The organism is Serratia sp. Ae19-1, assembly GCF_059801225.1.
The window spans coordinates 1-19,032 of sequence record NZ_JBCHWD010000016.1; the positions used below are offsets into that span (position 1 = coordinate 1).

Here is a 19,032-nt window from a genome sequence, read left to right on the forward strand (position 1 = left end):
TCGCCAAGGCGACCTTTTTTCATTCTGGCATTCGGCTCAGGCGACCCGGCGCGCGAAATCACGCGGACGGAAACCCAACCCGGCCAGCACGCCGAAATAGGCCATCACACCGGCCACCACCACCGCAGCCAGGCGCAGCAAACGCTCCAGCATATTGCCCTGATCCCAGGCCGGCATCAGCCACATCGCGCCAATCAACACCGCCGACATCACCAGCACCGCGATCACCAGCTTGGTGAGGAACAGCGCCCAGCCCGGCTGCGGCTGGAAGATCTTTTGCTTGCGCAATTGCCAATACAGCAGCGAAGCGTTCAGACAGGCCGCCAAACCGATCGACAGCGCCAAACCGGCATGTTTCAGCGGGCCGATAAATGCCAGGTTCATTACCTGTGTCATGATCAGCGTAATGATGGCGATTTTGACCGGCGTTTTGATGTCCTGACGCGAATAAAAGCCCGGTGCCAGAACTTTCACCACGATCAGCCCCATCAGCCCTACCGAGTAGGCCACCAGCGCGCGTTGCGTCATCGCCGCGTCAAAAGCGCTGAACTTGCCGTACTGGAACAGCGAGACGGTCAACGGCTTGGCCAAAATACCCAGCGCAATGGCGCTCGGCAACGCCAGCAGGAAGCACAGACGCAACCCCCAATCCATCAGACGCGAATACTCGTCGTGGTTGCCGCTCGAGAAGCTTTTGGCCAGCGACGGCAGCAGGATGGTGCCCAACGCCACGCCCAGCACGCCGGAAGGAAACTCCATCAGGCGGTCGGCGTAATACATCCAGGACACCGAACCGGACACCAGAAACGAAGCGAAAATGGTGTTGATGATCAGCGAGATTTGGCTGACCGACACCCCGAGGATCGCCGGCCCCATCTGACGCATCACGCGCCAGACACCGGCATCGCCCAGCTTGAGTCGCGGCAGCACCAGCATGCCGATCTTGCGCAAGTGCGGCAGCTGGTAGCCCAGCTGCAGCACGCCGCCGACCACTACCGCCCAGGCCAACGCCAGCACCGGCGGGTTAAAGTAGGGGGCGGCAAACAGCGCAAAACCAATCATGCTGACGTTCAGCAACGTTGGCGCAAAGGCCGGGATCGAGAAGCGGTTCCAGGTATTGAGGATGGCCCCCACCAGCGATGCCAGCGAAATCAACAGAATATAGGGGAACGTGATGCGCAGCAGCGCCGACGTCAGCGCAAACTTGTCGGGCGTATCGGTAAAGCCCGGCGCGGTGAGATAGATAACCCAGGGCGCGGCCAGCATCCCCAGCACCGTCACTACTGCCAGCACCAGCGTCAGCAGCCCGGAGACGTAGGCAATAAACGTGCGCGTCGCCTCTTCACCCTGCTGGCTTTTATATTCGGCCAGGATCGGCACGAAGGCTTGCGAAAACGCTCCTTCGGCGAAGATACGGCGCAACAGGTTGGGAAGTTTGAACGCCACGAAAAAGGCGTCCGTTGCCATACCGGCCCCGAACACGCGCGCGACGATCGCATCGCGGGCAAAGCCCAACACCCGCGAAAACATCGTCATCGAGCTGACGGCAGCCAAGGATTTGAGTAGGTTCATGTGGTTATCTGATAGGTACCGTAAATATCAACGCCTGCTGTTGCAGGCGTCAGTGAAACAATCGGCTCAGTTTACGCATCCGGAAAAGAATAGCTACCGCCATATGTTACATAGAGTTATCCCGCAGCAAGCGCTCGACCATCCGCTGAGCCACCAGCGCCTGTTCGCCGCCGGTTTCCGGCGCGCTCTGATTGGCAACGGCATGGAGAAAATGCCGCACCGCCCCGTCGAAGCCGCGTTGCACCAGCGTGCTTTGCCATCCCGGCACCGGCTGCTCCAGCTCGCCCTGCGCATCTTCACGCAGCCAGTGACGCATATCGGTCAACTGGTACAGCGCGCCGTCGGTCACCGCCTGCACGCTTTCTCGCTGGCTGCCGCCGCGGCGATGCATGCTGGTCGTCACCTGCGTGTCTCCGCAGGCGAAGTGGTGTTCGGCATACAGCATTTCGCCTGCGGCGTTAACCCGCAAGCTGCCGCTCAGCAGTTGCTCGCGCCCACCCGCCAGCCACAGAGCGGTATCCACCACGTGCAGGTAATCATCCAACAGGGTAAAACGCAGGTCTTGAGGGCCGACGCTGTCCGCCCGGTGTTTGTCCATACGAATGGAAGCCGGCTGGTTCATTTGCTGCTTGAGCTGCTGATAAAGCGGCGCGAAACGGCGGTTGAATCCCACCATCAGCGTTTTGCCCCGCCGCTCGGCCAGCTCGAGCAACTGCTCGCCCTGCTCCAGCGTTTCCGCCAACGGCTTATCGACGTAAACATGCACGCCACGGTTGAGCAGCTCACCAATCACCGAGAAATGGCTGGCGGTGCTGCTGTGGACAAAGATCGCATCGCACTGTTCGGCCAGGCTGTCCAGACGAGGGAAACAGGCCATGCGATAGCTGTCGCATATCGGCTGCGCCTTTTGTTGATTGGGGGAAAAGCCGCCCACCAGCGTCCAGTCCGCCGCCTGCCCAAGGATCGGCAGATACGCTTTCTGCGCGATGCCGCCCAATCCCACTACACCCACGCGCAATTTAGTCATTCGTCTCTCTCGCCAACAGTTGCTGCATTTGCCGTTTCAACTCCGCCACTTCAATTTCCAGCGCGCTGACCCTGGCGCTCAATTCGTCGTCGGTCTCCGGCTCGAGCGCCAGCGGCGCCTCATCAACCTGACCGCTGAACAGATGCATGAAGCGACTTTCGCGCTTGCCGGGCTCACGCGCCAGGCGCACCACAAACGGACCATCTTCCCGGGTGGCCAGCTGCTGAAGCACCTGTTCAACCTCGCTGACATCGCTGAACTCATGCATCCGATTGGTACGGGTGCGCAGCTCGCCCGGCGTTTGCGCGCCGCGCAGCAGCAAGGTGGCGATCACCGCCAGCTCGGCGGGTGAGAGTTTCAACTGACCGAATTCGGAATTGCAAAACCGCTGCTCGTACTTCACCACCCGATTGCCGAACCCGCTGAGGGTGCGCAGGAAATGTTTACGCAGCAACAAATCGAGCAGTTGCTGCACCTCGCTTTCGCTCAGGTCCATCACCGGTTCGCGGTTGGTCTTTTGGTTACAGGCCAGGGTAATGGCGTTAAGCGAAAGCGGGTATTGGTCCGGGGTCGTGACCTGTTTTTCCAACAGGCAGCCGATAACCCGGGCCTCTTTGGCGCTCAATTCATATTTCATCGTTTGGCCTCAACGTGGCGGTAGCCACTCTTTATTGGTGTACGCCGTCAAAACGTGATCTTGCCACTTGCCGTCTATCAGCAGGTAATCCTTGGCGTAACCTTCGCGTTCGAATCCCAGTCGAGTCAGCAGTGCGCCGCTGCGCTGGTTGTGCGGCATATAGTTGGCCATGATGCGGTGCATGCGCTGTTGGCGCAGCATATAACGAATGGCGGACTGCAAGGCCTCGAACATCAGCCCCTGCCCCTGCCATTTCTCCCCCAGCGAATAGCCGAGGAAACAGGCGTGAAACGAACCGCGCAGCACGTTGCTGAAATTCGCCACGCCGCGCACTTCCTGTTCTTCCGGATCGAGCAAAATAAAATAGTAGGCGCTGCCCTGCTTTTGCATTTCGGTGATCATGCCCAGCCGAGCCTGCCAGCCGGAGGGGTAACAGTGGCTTTCGTCGCGCACCGGCTCCCAGGGTTTGAGAAAGGTCCGGTTCTCGGCATAATAGTCCGCCAGGCGATAGGCATCCCGTTCATGCACTAAACGGACCACCATCCGGTCGGTAGTAAGACGTACTTTTGGCGATGCAGAGCGGTAGCCGAACATCATTTCCCCCGCAGTCAAAACGGTTCGATAAGAAGTATTTATTAGGAAGCCGTGCGGATAATTATCCTGTGCCGATCTTACGCCACGGCATTATTTGCCAATCGCGCCGTCGAACCGCACTTTCCTGTCTTCAATATAACCGTTGCCCGCCCCCGAGGTAAAATCCCGGCCGCTCAGTAAATCGCCGAATGCGCGCTTTACGGCGTTTTTCCGCCAATTTTGCAGCGCAGATAACAGCTTGACGATAAAAAAATATTATCTACACCGCCCCTGTCGCCGCACGGAAATTGGGTAGAGAATGGAGAGGCTGTCTCCCCCTCTTTCTTAATTGCTCATGGTGAAGCATGTCTCTGGTGTCGCAAGCGCGCAGCTTGGGTAAATATTTTCTGTTGCTCGACAACCTGCTGGTGGTATTAGGCTTCTTTGTCGTGTTTCCGCTTATTTCGATTCGCTTTGTCGATCAGCTGGGATGGGCGGCGCTGATCGTCGGCATCGCGCTGGGTCTGCGTCAGCTGTTGCAGCAGGGGCTCGGCATCTTCGGCGGCGCCATCGCCGATCGTTTCGGCGCCAAACCGATGATCGTCACCGGCATGTTGTTGCGCGCCGCCGGTTTCGCCACCATGGCGATGGCCGATGAACCGTGGATCCTGTGGTTCTCCTGCGCGCTCTCCGCCCTCGGCGGCACGCTGTTCGATCCGCCGCGCACCGCTTTGGTGATCAAACTGACCCGCCCGCACGAACGCGGCCGCTTTTTCTCGCTGCTGATGATGCAGGACAGCGCCGGTGCGGTGGTCGGCGCGTTGATCGGCAGTTGGCTGCTGCAGTACGATTTCCACTTTGTCTGCTGGGTCGGGGCGGCGATCTTTGTGCTTGCCGCCGGCTGGAACGCCTGGTTGCTGCCGGCTTATCGCATCTCCACCGTGCGCGTACCGATGAAAGAAGGCATGCTGCGGGTCCTGCGCGATCGCCGTTTCCTCACCTATGTCCTGACGCTGACCGGCTACTATATGCTGGCGGTGCAGGTGATGCTGATGCTGCCGATCGTGGTCAACGAAATTGCCGGTTCGCCGGCGGCGGTCAAATGGATGTACGCGATCGAAGCCGCGCTGTCGCTGTCGCTGCTCTATCCGCTGGCGCGCTGGGGAGAAAAACATTTTCGGCTTGAACAACGCCTGATGGCGGGCCTGCTGCTGATGACCCTCAGCCTGCTGCCGATCGGCTTGGCCACCAGTCTGCAGGGGGTGTTTACGCTGATCTGCTGCTTCTACCTGGGTTCAATCATCGCCGAACCGGCGCGCGAAACGCTGAGCGCTTCACTGGCCGATCCGCGGGCGCGCGGCAGCTACATGGGCTTCAGCCGTCTCGGTCTGGCGCTCGGCGGCGCGCTAGGTTATACCGGCGGCGGCTGGATGTACGATACCGGCCGGACGATGAACCTGCCGGAGCTGCCCTGGTTGCTGCTCGGTGCCGTCGGCTTCGCCACGCTGCTGGCGCTGTATTGGCAATTCAGCCCGCGGCGCAGCGCCTCTATGATGCTGCGCGGCGGTTGAGGCCATAGAAATCCGGCCGAATCGGCAGCAGCTGCTATCCTGTTAGTAAAAACACCTACAGGAGCCCGTCGGCATGATTGAAGAAGCGAAGTTACCGCAACTGCTCGAACATATGATATTGAACTTGCGCATGATCTATGCGCGCTCTACCCTGGTGGAAAAGGCGCTGGCCCAAATTATCGCCGGCGACAGCGCGCTGAAAAGCGATGTCATCAAGCAGCTGCAGATCGTCACCGCCGCCAACGAGCGCGATCAGCTCGATCTGGAACAGGCCCGCATTCACCTGATCGATGTGCTCAACTCGGTACCGGTCAAGAAATAACGCCCCTCGCCCGCGCCTGTTGCGCGGGCAATGTCGCAATAACGCACCATCCAACACACGCACTTCAAGACAGCCTCGGTAAGCTGTGGTAACTATTGCTGTTAAAACCTGACAACCCGGAGCAAGCATGAAACTGTTCATTTACGATCATTGCCCATTCTGCGTTAAAGCCCGCATGATTTTCGGCCTGAAGCACCTGCCGGTTCGCCTGGTCACGTTGCTCAACGACGATGAGACGACCCCGTTCACCCTGATCGGCAAAAAAATGGTGCCTATCCTGATCAAAGACGACGGTGAAGCGATGGCGGAAAGCCTGGATATCGTACGCTATGTCGACGGTCTGGACGGCAAACCGGCACTGACCGGCAACACCAACCCGGCCATCGCCGAGTGGCTGCAGCGGGTCGGCGGTTACAGCGCAAAACTGCTGTTGCCGCGCATTGCGCATGCCGACTTCGAAGAATTTGCCACCGACAGCGCCCGCCGTTACTTTATCGATAAAAAGCAGGCGTCAATCGGTGATTTTGCCGAGCATCTCGCCAACAGTGCCGATCTGATCGCCGAGTTGGAAGCTGACCTGCACGCGCTGTCGCCGCTAATCGTCTCCGCCGAGGCGGTGAACGGCGAGCTGTCCGAGGACGACATTCACCTGTTCCCGCTGTTGCGTTCGCTATCGATCGTCGCCGGGGTTGCCCTGCCGGACAATGTTGAAGCCTATCGCAACCGCATGGCGCAGCGCAGCGAGGTGCCGTTGCTGCTGGATATGGAACAATAACGTTAGCAAGTCACAACAAGGACATGGCGTACTGATGTTGAAAATGGTGCTCGCCACCGCTCGCGACCGGGCGCGGCTGAAGGAAATTACCTCCGTTCTGATTCGTTACGGCCTGCAGGACGTTCTGCGCCTGCTGGGGCTGGGCGCTTTGTTGCGCGGCGCCCGCAGCGAGCCCGGCCGACAGGACGCGCAGACGCTGCCTGAACGGCTGCGCGAAGCGCTCGAGGCGCTGGGCCCTACCTTCGTCAAATTCGGCCAGATCCTGGCCACGCGCTCTGATCTCTTGGATCCGGCCTGGACCGATGAACTGGATCGCCTGCACAGCCAGGCGGCGGTGCTGCCATGGGAAACGCTGGCGCCGCAAATCATCGCCGATCTGGGCAGCGAGCCCGAGCAGCAGTTTGCCGAATTCGATCGCACCCCGCTGGCCGCCGCGTCGATGGCGCAAATCTACCGTGCGCGCCTGCACAGCGGCGAACAGGTGGTGGTAAAAGTGCTGCGGCCCGGACTGGCGAAAACCATCCACGCCGATCTGCGGCTGCTGGCTTCGCTGGCGGAGACCGTGGAACAGCAGAGCCCGGCGCTGGCGCGCTATCGGCCGCGGCAGATGGTCAGAGCGCTGGCGACGGCGCTCAATCACGAACTGGATTTGACTCACGAAGGGCATAACTGCGATCGCGTCGCTGGGATGTTCGCTCGTCAGCCCGACGTCGTGGTACCGAAAATCTATTGGCAATACTCTTCCCCCCGCCTGCTCGTGCAGGAATACTTGCCCGGCACCGCGCCGGAAAACCCTGAGCAGCTGGCGGCGGCGGGTTTTGACGGGCCGCTGTTGGCGCAACGCGGCGCCCGCGCCTTTATGAGCATGGTGCTGGAGCATCGGCTGTATCACGCCGATCCGCACCCCGGCAACGTGATGGCGCTGAGCGGCGATCGCGTCGGCTTTATCGACTTCGGCATGGTGGGCCAGTTGTCAGAACGGCGGCGCAACCAGTTGCTGTTGCTGCTGCAAGCCATCGCCGAACGTCAGTCCGAGGGCATCGTCAACACGCTGATCGCCTGGTCGGACAGCGAACCGCTGGACCTGATGGATCTGGAGCTGGCGGCGCAAAACTTTCTCGACAAGCAGGCCGCCGCCACCCTTACGCTGGGTAAAGCCCTGACCGATCTGCTGGTGATGGCGCGCGAACACCAGCTGGCGCTGCCGCCCGATCTGGTGCTGCTGTTCAAGGCCTTGATCACCGCCGATGGCGTGCTGCACCGGCTGGATCCGGCCTTCGACATCGTCGCAACGCTCAAGCCGATGTTGCAACAAACGGCGCTGCGGCGCTACGCCCCCGACGCCGTGCGCCAGCGGCTGTTGGCTCTGGGCGGGGAAGCGCTCGACGCCGGAGAGGAGCTGCCGCAAACCCTGCGGCTGTTGGTTCGCCGCCTGAAGCGCGGGCAGCTCAATGCCGATATCAACGTCAGTAACCTCGGCCAGTTGAGCAAAGCGCTGGAACGCGCCGCCGTCACCCTGGCCATCGCCATCGTCACCGCCGCTTTCGCCCTGGGGCTGGCGCCTTATTTGATGCATTCGTCGCTGCGGCTGTGGGGCGTTCCGCTGTTCCCCCTGTTGGGAGGCACGGCCTGCCTGGCCGGAGTGATTCTGTTGGCACTGCGATTGCGGCGCTGACGCTTTCGGCGTTATCCGATAGGTCTTGCCCGCTTTTGCGCGCACTATCCTCCCCATCTCTCCGCCGGCCGTTTTCACGCGCAGGTGGAGCGTTTATAATGATTAATCAATTATCTGCAGCACTTTTCGCCAGCAGTCGCAATGAGGCATTAATGAAGAAGATCCTGATGGGCGCAGCCGCCCTGCTGTTCGCCGGCGTATTGGCCGGTTGCAACCAACTGACCCAGTACACCCTGAGCGAGCAGGAAGTGAATGATTACCTGCAGAAACACAACGACTATCAGAAACAGATCGGCGTGCCCGGTCTGGTGGACGCCAACATCGTGCTGACTCAGCTGCAAAGCCAGATTGGCCGCAGCGAACCGGGTAAAGTCACCCTTTCCGGCGACGCCAAGGTCAACATCACGTCGATTCTCGGCCCGCAGGCGGCGGACCTGAAGCTGACGCTGAAGGCGCAGCCGGTTTACGACCGAGCGCAGGGCGCCATTTACCTGAAGGATATGGAACTGACCGATTACAGCGTGCAGCCGGAAAAAATGCAGACGGTGATGAAAGCGCTGACGCCGTATCTGAACCAGTCGCTGAAATCCTACTTCGACCAAAAACCGGCCTATGTGCTGAACCCTGACAACAGCAAAACCGAAGCGCTGGCGAAAAAACTGGCGAAGGGGTTGGAAGTGAAGCCGGGTGAGTTGGTGATCCCGTTCAGCGACTGACGCCGCCCTGAAGCATCAAGCCCGCCGCCGGCGGGCTTTTTATTGCGGGTAAAGGTTACTGCGGCGCGCTGTAGGCGATTTCGCCGGTGTTGCAGTTGAGCGTCACGTTGTAGGTTTTATCTGCCTTGGTGCCACGCACCGTCAACGGCACCTGCCACACCTGATCCTTGCCGCTGATGGCATCCGGGCTGACCCAGGCAATCGGCGTTGCGGTACCCAACAGCTTTTTGTCCGACTCCCAGCGCGTGATGCGGTTCTGCAAGAAGTCGCGCTTGACCTGGGCGGCGATATCCGCCGGCTGCAGGCCCGCACACTGTCCCACCTTGGCGGTGCGCTGTTCGTGATCCTGCGCCCACACCGTCGTCGATGCTCCCACCATGGCCAACAAAGCGATAGCCAAACCCGTTTTTTTCATATGTCCTCCCGTTGTGATTAGCGCTATCCGGGCGCCCATCCCTGGCTCACAACAGGGTTTCGGCAAAGGATTACCGTTTGACGAACTCAATGACAAACAGCGCATCCAGGCCCGGATAGATTTCCTTGATCACCTGCTTCAACTCGCTGAGCGACATGTTCTCCTGCTGCGCGTGGCGTTCGGTCAGCGCATCCAGGCGCACCGGCGTTACCGACAACACTTCGATAAAGCAGAAGAATACGCCGTCCTCATTGCGGCTTACGCGCAGCACCTCGCCCGGTTCGAAATGCGATTCGCTGGCATCCCGAATGGTAATGGTTTTACGCCCGGCCAGAATGTCTTGCTCAAAACGGCTGAAGAAAGTTATTTCACGGCTCATTTTAGATCCTTTTTCATCACAACACCGCAACATAGGTCATTATGCCGCTTGCTTTTCTGACGCAGATCCCTCTTTTGAGTTAGACGGCGCTTTTTTCGCTTTGTTTTCCGCCGGTTTCTTGAGGGTTTCCGCCGGCGAAGCACCGCGCAGAATCAGACCCAGCGCGTCTTTATTTTCCGCCAGGAAGAAGCTCAGCCCTTCACGCTGTTCGTCATCCAGGCTCAGAGGTGCTTGCTGCAGCCACTCCCCGAGGTTGTCCGCCAGATCCAGCATTTTGTCGTAGGCGTCGGCTTCTTTCTTGCTCGCGAAAGTCATTTTTTCCTCACCGTTTCTCACCACCACATATTTAACTTCAACCGCCATGCGTGCGTCCTCAAATACTCAAATAACTGTAATTATATACAGTATAAATAGATAATGGCGGGAAGGCAAACCGCCGCCCGCCTTCGGCTTATTTCAGCAGCCGTACCTTGCAGCTTTTGCCTTTGATTTTACCCTGCTGCAGCTGTTGCAGCGCCTTGCGCGCGCTGGCCTTGCGAATAGCGACATAGGCGTGCACCGGGAACATGTCGATCTTGCCCACTTCCGCCGCCGTCAGCCCGGCGTCGCCGGTCAACGCGCCAAGGATATCGCCGGGACGGATTTTCGCCTTACGGCCGCCGTCGATGCACAGCGTCACCATCTCCGCCTCCAGCGAACCGCTCGCCGCCCCGCTCAGCTCGGACACCGGCGCCCAATCGACGCTCATCTGCAGATAATCTTCAATCGCGTGCGCCCGCGCCATTTCCTGCGGCGTGCACAGGCTGACCGCCAGTCCGCTCAGGCCGGCGCGGCCGGTGCGGCCAATGCGGTGCACATGCACTTCGGGATCGAACGCCAGCTCGTAGTTAACCACCAGCTCCAGCTCTTTGATATCCAGGCCGCGAGCGGCGACGTCGGTGGCCACCAACACCCGGCAACTGCGGTTGGCGAAACGTACCAACACCTGATCGCGATCGCGCTGCTCCAGATCGCCATGCAGCGCCAGTACGCTGATGTTGCGGGCCTCCAGGGCTTCAAGCACCGTCTGGCAATCGCGCTTGGTATTGCAGAACACCACGCAGGACGCGGGTTGATGATGGCGAATCGCCGACACCAGCAGCGCCGGGCGCTGATCGCGGGTGGTCTCATAGAAGCGTTGTTCGATGGAAGTCTGCGCTTCGCCATCGTCCACCTCGACGCTCAGCGGCTGGCGCTGAACGCGCTCGCTGATGCGCTCGATGCCCGCCGGATAAGTGGCGGAGAACAGCAACGTCTGGCGCTGCGGCGGCGTGTAGCTGATAACATCGTCGATATCGTCGGCAAACCCCATGTCCAGCATGCGATCGGCCTCGTCCAGCACCAGCATTTTCAGCTCGTCCAACTGCAGCGTTTTCTTGCGCAGGTGCTCCTGGATACGGCCCGGCGTCCCCACCACGATGTGTGGCGCATGCACCAGCGAATCGAGCTGTGGCCCCATCGGCTGGCCGCCGCACAGCGTCAGGATCTTGATGTTCTGCGTGAAACGCGCCAGGCGGCGCAGCTCTTTGCTGACCTGATCGGCCAGCTCGCGGGTCGGGCAAAGCACCAGCGCCTGTGTGGCGACCTGACCGACGACGATGCTGTTCAGCAGGCCAATGCCGAACGCCGCCGTTTTACCGCTGCCGGTTTTCGCCTTGGCGCGCACGTCCCGCCCTTGCAGGATGGCGGGCAACGCGGCGGCCTGCACCGGCGTCATTTCGGCGTACCCCAGTTCGTTGAGGTTGACCAACTGTTCGGCTGGCAGCGGCAAGGAAGAAAAAGAAACTGTGCTCACGGCGATAACTCTTATATAGCGAATGAAATGGCGGCGCGCCCGCAGGTTGGCGCCGAATCAGCGGTAAATGATAACAGAGATGGGCGGCGTTACGGGCTGCGGGCATAAAAAAACCCGCCGGCGGCGGGTTTCTTGGCAACACTGTCGTTAAATAGCAACGACGTTGGCTGCAGCCGGGCCACGTTGGCTGTCCTGGATGGAGAACTCAACCTGCTGGCCTTCAGCCAGGGTCTTGAAACCATCGCTAACGATAGCGGAAAAATGCACGAAAACGTCTTTAGAGCCATCGGCAGGCGTAATGAAGCCGAAACCTTTGCTTTCGTTGAACCATTTAACGTGACCAGTGATCTTGCTCATTTGTGTTTCCTTTACTTGATAAACCTGCCTTGACGGCACGAGACGCGAAAACCTTGTGATAAGTAGGCCTTCTTTCGCCGTCGGTTATTAACGCATAATCGCCCATGCAGGGCAAATATTTCTGCTCGTTATGAAAACAGTCAGTTAGCAACAAAACTGGTGCGACGGCTGTGCACGCAATCGTTTTCGTATATACTGCCCGCCGATCATCAATCCGCTTACTTTCACCGATCCAGGTACGAAACTATGTTAACGATTGGAACCGCCCTGCGCCCTTCCGCCACCCGCGTCATGTTGCTCGGCTCCGGCGAGTTGGGCAAAGAAGTCGCCATTGAATGCCAGCGCCTAGGTCTGGAAGTGATCGCCGTCGATCGCTACGCCGATGCGCCCGCCATGCATGTGGCGCACCGCAGCCACGTCATCAATATGCTGGACGGCGACGCGCTGAAAGCCGTTATCGAACAAGAACGGCCGGACTATATCGTTCCCGAAATCGAAGCGATCTCCACCGCCATGCTGGTGGAGCTTGAACATCAAGGGCACCGCGTCGTGCCCTGCGCCGAAGCCACGCGCCTGACCATGAACCGCGAAGGCATTCGCCGTCTGGCGGCGGAAGATCTCGGTTTGCCCACCTCGAGCTATCGCTTTGCCGACAGCGAGGCCGCCTTCCGCCAGGCGGTTGAACATATCGGCTACCCGTGCATCGTCAAACCGGTGATGAGCTCCTCCGGTAAAGGCCAAAGCCTGATCCGCACGCCCGACCAGTTGCAACAGGCCTGGGATTATGCCCAACAGGGCGGCCGGGCCGGCGGCGGCAGAGTGATCGTCGAAGGGCTGGTAAGATTTGACTTTGAAATTACGCTGCTGACCATCAGCGCAGTGGATGGCGTGCATTTCTGCGAGCCGATCGGGCATCGTCAGGAAGACGGAGATTATCGCGAATCCTGGCAGCCGCAGCGCATGTCGGCCACGGCGCTGAACCGCGCTCAGGCGATCGCGGAGAAAGTCGTGAAAGCCCTGGGCGGTTTCGGCCTGTTCGGCGTGGAGCTGTTCGTCTGTGGCGACGACGTGATCTTCAGCGAAGTGTCGCCACGCCCGCATGATACCGGCATGGTCACGTTGATTTCACAGGATCTGTCCGAGTTCGCCCTGCACGTTCGCGCGTTTCTCGGCTTGCCGATCGGCGCCATCCGCCAGTTCGGCCCTTCCGCCTCGGCGGTGATCCTGCCGCAGCTCACCAGCAGCGATGTGCGTTTCAGCGGGTTGGAAAACGCATTGCGCGGGCACAACCAGCTGCGTCTGTTCGGCAAACCGGAAATCGCCGGGCAACGCCGTCTTGGCGTTGCGCTGGCCACCGCGGATACCACTGAACACGCGGTGGAGCGAGCGAAGCAGGCCGCCGCCGCCGTGGCGGTTGAAAGCTGAAACTGACGGGGCCGCTTACGCGGCCCCGATAACATCAATAATCTTCGTCTTCTTCGGCATCGTCATCCCGCGACGCATCCGGCGCGACTTCATGCTGCTCGTCTTCATCATCGTCATCGAACAATACCGCAACCTGAGCGCCCTGATGCTTCTCACGAATTTCCTGCGCAACGCGAGCAATGGCTTCACCGCTGCTCATGCCCTGCTCCATCAGTTGATGGATGCGATCCGCCGCTTCCTGCTGCTCCGCGTGACTCAGTAATGGCATACCTGCATGCATGTGTCGTTCTCTCCGGCAAAAGGGAGAAGGAGTATACGCGCTAATGCGGCGGATCCCAAGCCTCAGGCCGGTTGCGAACAGCCGTTATCGCTGCGCCACTGCTTCAGGCGATGCCGCCACAGCATAACATGCCACCCCTGCTTCACGCCGCGCGCATTGGCGGACATCGCTCTGTCAATGCCGCGCTGATAAAACTCTTCGGTAATCTGATTCTGGGCAAGCGGATCCGGCTCACGACGAATGCTATGGCAAATGCCCAACGCTTCGCGGGTGATTTGCCAGTGGAAAGCCGGACGAATGGCAATGCTGCCTGCATAGCGCAAGTTGAGGCGCTCCAGCATTTCGACGATTTTCATATAGTGGCGTTGATAATCCACGTTTGCTTTGCCGGTGCGGCGACGATTGCTGATCGACTTGTCGTGCACCCGTTGACGGTACAGCGGCGTGCTTAAATACTTGACCCGCTGGGCATTAAACATGACTTCGGTCGTCCAGGGAATATCCTGATGATGTAACCCTGGTTCAAAATAAAGCTGATGCCGGCGGATAAAATCGAGGCGATATATCGCCAGCCATACAACGTGAATAAATTTTCGCGATTTCAATGCCCGTTCGAACCACTGTACGCCGGTGATAACATCGGTGGTCTGTAAACGCTCTTGGGGAAAGATCGGCTGTAATTCGTCTTCACTGGCGAAATAGCGCTCGCCATTGCATTGCATCACGTCTAATTGATGCAGCTCGGCCTGTTCCAACAGCGTGGAATACATTTCTGGCGCCAACAGATCGTCGGCATCAGGAAACGCCACATATTTGCCCCGGGCGACGGCAAGACCGGCATTACGCGCATTGGAAACGCCGCCGTTGGCCTGATCGATCACTCTAATATGCGAATGCTGCGCCGCGTAACGGTGCGCAGTCTCACCCGAGCCGTCGGTAGAACCATCATTGACGATGATCACCTCCAACCGTTGTTCGCGCTGCGCCAACAACGAGGCCAGGAAGGGTTCCAGTAATTCTCCCGCATTATGCATCGGGACAATAACGCTCAGCATTAACGACATAGGCAGCTCTTCAATGATAATGTAACAAAATAATAATTTTATTTTTTTAGATAAAACCCACCCGTTCAGCGCTGGAGGAAAATGGCTGCTGATAAGGCACAGGCATTTCCAATACAGGCCAAATAAGATTAGTCTTATTTTTCTCTTTTCATGCTACGGGCAAGAAACGTTATATAATCAACCGTTAATCCAAAAATAATCGCCTCGCCCTCTCAATACCGGGCGGTGCATCCCTTTCTCTTTTTTTTGATAACGAAGAGAAACAGTAAATTTGCGAAATTAACGAGTAATCTTTATATTCTTCGGGTTGCGCGCCCTCGATTGAAATACTTCCAGCTAACTTTAACGCTGAATTTTTAACATATTGAAGTGTAGTTAATGGCGCAAAAAATGCCTTATTTAAGGTCTATTGAGCTGCTGTTTATGTGAACTGTGCTTCATGTCGCGCATGGCAAGACATGCATGCCGCGGCCGTCTATGGCACACTAACGGCCGATATCGCCGCCTCCACAGCCAGGTTTATTGACGTTCATGAGCGTAACAGCCCCAAACATAAAGTCTTTGCCTTACAGCCGCAGCGCCCTGATGACGCTTTTCACCCCGCTTTCATCCTCCCCTTGGGCGATGCTGCTGCATTCGGGGTTTGCCGAGCATTCGCATAACCGCTTCGATATCCTGGTCGCTGAGCCGCGCGTTACGCTCACCACCCATGGCGACACCACCGAAATTTGTTGTGACGGCGTCACAAACCTGTCTGAGGAAGATCCGTTTGCCCTGCTGCAACAACAGCTGGCGACGCAAGGTTGGCAGCCGGCCTTCAATCCAGATCTGCCGTTTCAGGGCGGCGCCCTGGGGCTGTTCGGCTACGATCTCGGGCGCCGGGTGGAAATGTTGCCACAGTTGGCCGACGCCGATCTCACTTTGCCGGATATGGCGGTAGGCATTTATGACTGGGCGCTTATCGCCGACCACCGGTTGCAAACGCTGACGCTGCTCAGCTATGGCGACGTGGAACAGCGCTGGCGCTGGCTCAATAATCAAACCACACCGACGGAACGCCCTTTTGCGCTGCTGAGCGACTGGCGCGCCAATATGAGCCGGCGGCAGTACGGCGAGAAATTCCAACGCATCCAGCACTACCTGCGCCACGGAGATTGCTACCAAATTAATCTGGCGCAGCGATTCTCCGCCGACTATCAAGGGGACGAATGGCAGGCATTTTGCCGCTTGAGCGCCAGCAACCGTGCGCCCTTCTCCGCTTTCCTGCGCCTGCCGCACAACAGCGTGCTGAGCGTCTCTCCCGAACGCTTCCTGTGGCTGGAACAACAGCGCATCCAAACCCGCCCGATCAAAGGCACGCTGCCGCGGCTGGCGGACGCAGAACAAGACGCCGCGCAGGCTCGCCGCCTGGCGGATTCTCCCAAGGATCGCGCCGAAAATCTGATGATCGTCGATCTGCTGCGTAACGATATCGGCCGTGTCGCTCAGCCCGGCAGCGTACGAGTGCCGCAACTGTTCGCCGTGGAGCCATTCCCGGCGGTACACCACCTGGTAAGCACCATTACCGCGATCTTGCCGGACCAGGCCTCAGCTACCGCGTTGCTGCGCGCCTGCTTCCCCGGCGGGTCGATCACCGGCGCCCCCAAGGTGCGCGCGATGGAAATCATCGAAGAACTGGAGCCGCAGCGCCGCAATGCCTATTGCGGCAGCATCGGCTATCTGAGCGCCTGCGGCACCATGGACACCAATATCACTATCCGCACGCTCGTCACCGAAAACGGGCGCATCCACTGCTCCGCCGGCGGCGGCATCGTGGCGGATAGCGAGGAACAGGCGGAATACCAGGAAACCTTCGACAAGGTAGGCCGCATTCTGCCGCAGCTTGGGGAGTGTGAGCTGTCGTGATCCCATCGAATTCACCGGCCTCTCTGCACGCCTTTATCAGCCGTTTTCAGCTGCAGCTGCCGCAGGCGGCGCAGATCTCGCACAACGTGCGCCCGGCGGCGGTGTTGATCCCGATTATCTGCCGCTCAGAGCCAACGCTGCTGTTGACTCGCCGCGCCGACTCGCTGCGCAAACATGCCGGCCAAGTGGCCTTCCCCGGCGGCAAAACCGACGCCGAAGATGGCTCGGCGATCGTCACGGCGCTGCGCGAGGCGCACGAAGAGGTAGCGATACCGCCGCAAGCGGTGACCGTACTCGGCCAAATGGCGCCGCTCGACAGCAGCACCGGATTTCAAGTCACGCCTATCGTCGGCCTGATCCCGCCGGAGGTGCAGTTCCGGGCCAATGAAGGCGAAGTGGCGGACGTGTTTGAGATGCCCCTGCGGGAGGCGCTGACCCTGTCGCGTTACTATCCGCTCGATATTCATCGCGCCGGGCATACGCACCGCATCTATCTCTCCTGGTATCACAGCCAGTTTATCTGGGGGCTGACCGCCGCCATCATTCGACGTCTGGCGCAACAGGTCAGCATTTAGCTTCCATTGCGTGATCTGACTCGCAATCTGGCATGACTATCGGCTTTCCGCTGCGGGTAAAGCGATCGAAATCACTTCATTTGATCGCTTTTTCAACTACCGTTGCGGTTGAATGGTTTTAAAAAAACTGTAAACCCTCTCTTAAACCTTACGAAATACCTGTAAAATACCACCGTCCGAGATAAACCACTGTAGAAACAGGGATTAAGCCGGCGGCGCTCAGCAAGGAAAAGCGGGCGCGATTACCGTTAATGGAGCTTGGGCGAAAGCGGATGCCACGCACAAGGGTTCGCCCCGGGTAATCAGTAAAAAAAGTGACACCACGGATTATTTAATTTCATGCGAAAAAGGCAGCCGAACCCGCACGGCCCTTTTACAATATCGCTGTTCCCTGCGCGGTTTTTAACCGCCGCAGCCATAACAATACGTCTCTTTAAGGAGTTTTAGCGTGATTAGCGTTTTCGACATGTTTAAGATCGGCATCGGCCCGTCCAGCTCTCATACGGTTGGACCGATGAAAGCCGGCAAACAGTTTGTCGACGATCTGGTAAATAAAGGCCTGATGCCTTCTATCACGCGTGTTGCCGTAGACGTTTACGGCTCACTCTCATTGACCGGCAAAGGTCACCATACCGATATCGCCATCATTCTCGGCCTGGCCGGCAACATGCCGGACACCGTCGATATCGATAGCATTCCGGGTTTTATTCGCGATGTAGAACAACGTCAACGCCTGATGCTGGCCAACGGCCTGCATGAAGTCGATTTCCCACGCGACGGCGGCATGGTCTTCCGCAGCGACAACCTGCCGCTGCACGAAAACGGCATGCAGGTTCACGCCTTCGCCGGCGATAAAGAAGTGTACAGCAAGACCTATTACTCCATCGGCGGCGGTTTCATCGTCGACGAGGAGAACTTCGGCAAGGCAGCCGAGCAAGAACTGCAAATGCCTTATCCGTTCAACTCCGCGCGCGAAATGCTCGACCACTGCCGCGAGACCGGGCTGTCGCTGTCCGGCATGGTGATGCAGAACGAACTGGCGCTGCACAGCAAGCAAGAGATTGACACCTACTTTGGTAACGTCTGGCAAACCATGCGCGCCTGTATCGATCGCGGTCTGAACACCGAAGGCGTGCTGCCGGGGCCGCTGCGCGTACCGCGCCGCGCCTCCGCGCTGCGCCGCATGCTGGTGGCGTCGGACAAACTGTCCAACGATCCGATGAACGTGATCGACTGGGTCAACATGTTCGCACTGGCGGTTAACGAAGAAAACGCCGCCGGCGGCCGCGTGGTCACTGCGCCAACCAACGGCGCCTGCGGCATCGTGCCTGCCGTGCTGGCTTACTACGATCACTTCATTGAGTCTGTCAGCCCCGACATTTACATCCGCTACTTTATGGCAGCGGGTGCGATCGGTGCGCTGTACAAGATGAACGCCTCCATTTCCGGCGCCGAAGTCGGCTGCCAGGGGGAAGTGGGCGTCGCCTGCTCCATGGCGGCGGCCGGCCTGGCCGAACTGCTGGGCGGCAGCCCTGAGCAAGTGTGCGTGGCGGCAGAGATCGGCATGGAACACAACCTGGGGCTGACCTGTGACCCGGTCGCCGGCCAGGTGCAGGTGCCGTGCATCGAGCGCAACGCCATCGCCTCGGTCAAGGCGATCAACGCCGCCCGCATGGCTCTGCGCCGCACCAGCGAACCGCGCGTTTCGCTGGATAAGGTGATCGAAACCATGTACGAAACCGGCAAAGACATGAACGCCAAATACCGTGAAACCTCTCGCGGCGGCCTGGCGATCAAGGTGCAATGCGACTGACAGACAACCCCGCCGCCGGCGGGGTTTTTTATGGTAATCAACTCATTGGCCGCTTTAGTGACAATGTCACCAAAAAATATCCTGCATTTTTCTCATCGATCCGACGGTTAGCCTGCA

Annotated in this window: 20 protein-coding genes; 9 read left to right on the plus strand and 11 right to left on the minus strand. The window is 58.9% G+C overall.

Annotated elements, in window-relative coordinates; translation table 11 throughout:
- Positions 1-36: 36 nt before the first annotated feature.
- The 4 genes from murJ to rimJ all read right to left on the minus strand — a co-directional run bounded on the left by murJ (position 37) and on the right by rimJ (position 3,830).
- Complete coding sequence (murJ, locus tag AAIE04_RS24655; RefSeq protein ID WP_025159812.1) at positions 37-1,572, minus strand: murein biosynthesis integral membrane protein MurJ; 1,536 nt, start codon at positions 1,570-1,572, stop codon at positions 37-39.
- A gap of 106 nt (positions 1,573-1,678) precedes the next feature.
- Positions 1,679-2,599 (minus strand): Gfo/Idh/MocA family protein, encoded by a 921-nt coding sequence (locus tag AAIE04_RS24660; RefSeq protein WP_025159813.1) that lies wholly within the window; start codon positions 2,597-2,599, stop codon positions 1,679-1,681.
- Positions 2,592-3,236, minus strand: a complete 645-nt coding sequence (locus AAIE04_RS24665; protein ID WP_074054004.1) for a YceH family protein — start codon at positions 3,234-3,236, stop codon at positions 2,592-2,594. The genes AAIE04_RS24660 and AAIE04_RS24665 overlap by 8 nt, the downstream gene beginning before the upstream one ends.
- A gap of 9 nt (positions 3,237-3,245) precedes the next feature.
- A complete protein-coding gene (gene rimJ, locus AAIE04_RS24670; RefSeq protein ID WP_025159814.1) occupies positions 3,246-3,830 on the minus strand; it encodes a ribosomal protein S5-alanine N-acetyltransferase in 585 nt (194 codons plus the stop codon).
- A gap of 344 nt (positions 3,831-4,174) precedes the next feature.
- Here rimJ and mdtH point away from each other — a divergent pair, with 344 nt between their 5' ends.
- The 5 genes from mdtH (at position 4,175) to AAIE04_RS24695 (ending at position 8,868) form a co-directional block, all read left to right on the plus strand.
- Positions 4,175-5,380, plus strand: a complete 1,206-nt coding sequence (gene mdtH, locus AAIE04_RS24675) for a multidrug efflux MFS transporter MdtH (protein WP_074054003.1) — start codon at positions 4,175-4,177, stop codon at positions 5,378-5,380.
- A 73-nt stretch (positions 5,381-5,453) separates the two neighbouring features.
- On the plus strand, positions 5,454-5,702 hold the full coding sequence (locus AAIE04_RS24680; RefSeq protein WP_019452827.1) for a hypothetical protein: 249 nt from the start codon (positions 5,454-5,456) through the stop codon (positions 5,700-5,702).
- A 127-nt stretch (positions 5,703-5,829) separates the two neighbouring features.
- Entirely contained in the window at positions 5,830-6,477 is a 648-nt protein-coding gene (gene grxB / locus AAIE04_RS24685) for a glutaredoxin 2 (protein WP_498577841.1), read from the plus strand.
- Positions 6,478-6,511: 34 nt separating this feature from the next.
- A complete protein-coding gene (locus AAIE04_RS24690; protein ID WP_498577842.1) occupies positions 6,512-8,152 on the plus strand; it encodes an ABC1 kinase family protein in 1,641 nt (546 codons plus the stop codon).
- 152 nt (positions 8,153-8,304) lie between these two features.
- A complete protein-coding gene (locus tag AAIE04_RS24695) occupies positions 8,305-8,868 on the plus strand; it encodes a lipoprotein (RefSeq protein ID WP_004927555.1) in 564 nt (187 codons plus the stop codon).
- 55 nt (positions 8,869-8,923) lie between these two features.
- Here AAIE04_RS24695 and yebF read toward each other — a convergent pair whose 3' ends face one another.
- The 5 genes from yebF to cspE all read right to left on the minus strand — a co-directional run bounded on the left by yebF (position 8,924) and on the right by cspE (position 11,853).
- A complete protein-coding gene (gene yebF / locus AAIE04_RS24700; RefSeq protein WP_019452830.1) occupies positions 8,924-9,283 on the minus strand; it encodes a protein YebF in 360 nt (119 codons plus the stop codon).
- 70 nt (positions 9,284-9,353) lie between these two features.
- A complete protein-coding gene (yqfB, locus tag AAIE04_RS24705; RefSeq protein ID WP_060423960.1) occupies positions 9,354-9,662 on the minus strand; it encodes a N(4)-acetylcytidine aminohydrolase in 309 nt (102 codons plus the stop codon).
- 39 nt (positions 9,663-9,701) lie between these two features.
- Positions 9,702-10,025 (minus strand): YebG family protein, encoded by a 324-nt coding sequence (locus AAIE04_RS24710; protein ID WP_019452832.1) that lies wholly within the window; start codon positions 10,023-10,025, stop codon positions 9,702-9,704.
- Positions 10,026-10,113: 88 nt separating this feature from the next.
- Positions 10,114-11,496, minus strand: coding sequence for an ATP-dependent RNA helicase DbpA (dbpA, locus tag AAIE04_RS24715; protein ID WP_498577843.1), 1,383 nt, complete (start codon positions 11,494-11,496; stop codon positions 10,114-10,116).
- Positions 11,497-11,643: 147 nt separating this feature from the next.
- Positions 11,644-11,853 (minus strand): transcription antiterminator/RNA stability regulator CspE, encoded by a 210-nt coding sequence (cspE, locus tag AAIE04_RS24720; protein ID WP_004927572.1) that lies wholly within the window; start codon positions 11,851-11,853, stop codon positions 11,644-11,646.
- Positions 11,854-12,099: 246 nt separating this feature from the next.
- Here cspE and purT point away from each other — a divergent pair, with 246 nt between their 5' ends.
- Positions 12,100-13,278 carry a formate-dependent phosphoribosylglycinamide formyltransferase gene (gene purT, locus AAIE04_RS24725; protein WP_498577844.1) on the plus strand — a complete coding sequence of 393 codons (1,179 nt, stop codon included), beginning with the start codon at positions 12,100-12,102 and terminating at the stop codon, positions 13,276-13,278.
- A 34-nt stretch (positions 13,279-13,312) separates the two neighbouring features.
- Here the strand turns inward: purT and AAIE04_RS24730 are convergent, their stop codons facing one another.
- The gene (locus tag AAIE04_RS24730) at positions 13,313-13,558 is read right to left on the minus strand and encodes a YoaH family protein (RefSeq protein ID WP_025159817.1); all 246 of its coding nucleotides are present in this window, start codon (positions 13,556-13,558) and stop codon (positions 13,313-13,315) included.
- 62 nt (positions 13,559-13,620) lie between these two features.
- Positions 13,621-14,622 (minus strand): glycosyltransferase, encoded by a 1,002-nt coding sequence (locus AAIE04_RS24735; protein WP_211130115.1) that lies wholly within the window; start codon positions 14,620-14,622, stop codon positions 13,621-13,623.
- A 531-nt stretch (positions 14,623-15,153) separates the two neighbouring features.
- Here AAIE04_RS24735 and pabB point away from each other — a divergent pair.
- From pabB to sdaA, 3 genes are all read left to right on the plus strand, one after another.
- A complete protein-coding gene (gene pabB, locus AAIE04_RS24740) occupies positions 15,154-16,527 on the plus strand; it encodes an aminodeoxychorismate synthase component 1 (protein ID WP_498577845.1) in 1,374 nt (457 codons plus the stop codon).
- Positions 16,524-17,102 carry a CoA pyrophosphatase gene (locus AAIE04_RS24745; protein WP_063918497.1) on the plus strand — a complete coding sequence of 193 codons (579 nt, stop codon included), beginning with the start codon at positions 16,524-16,526 and terminating at the stop codon, positions 17,100-17,102. The genes pabB and AAIE04_RS24745 overlap by 4 nt, the downstream gene beginning before the upstream one ends.
- Positions 17,103-17,550: 448 nt before the next feature.
- Positions 17,551-18,915, plus strand: coding sequence for an L-serine ammonia-lyase (sdaA, locus tag AAIE04_RS24750; protein ID WP_025159820.1), 1,365 nt, complete (start codon positions 17,551-17,553; stop codon positions 18,913-18,915).
- Positions 18,916-19,032: the final 117 nt, after the last annotated feature.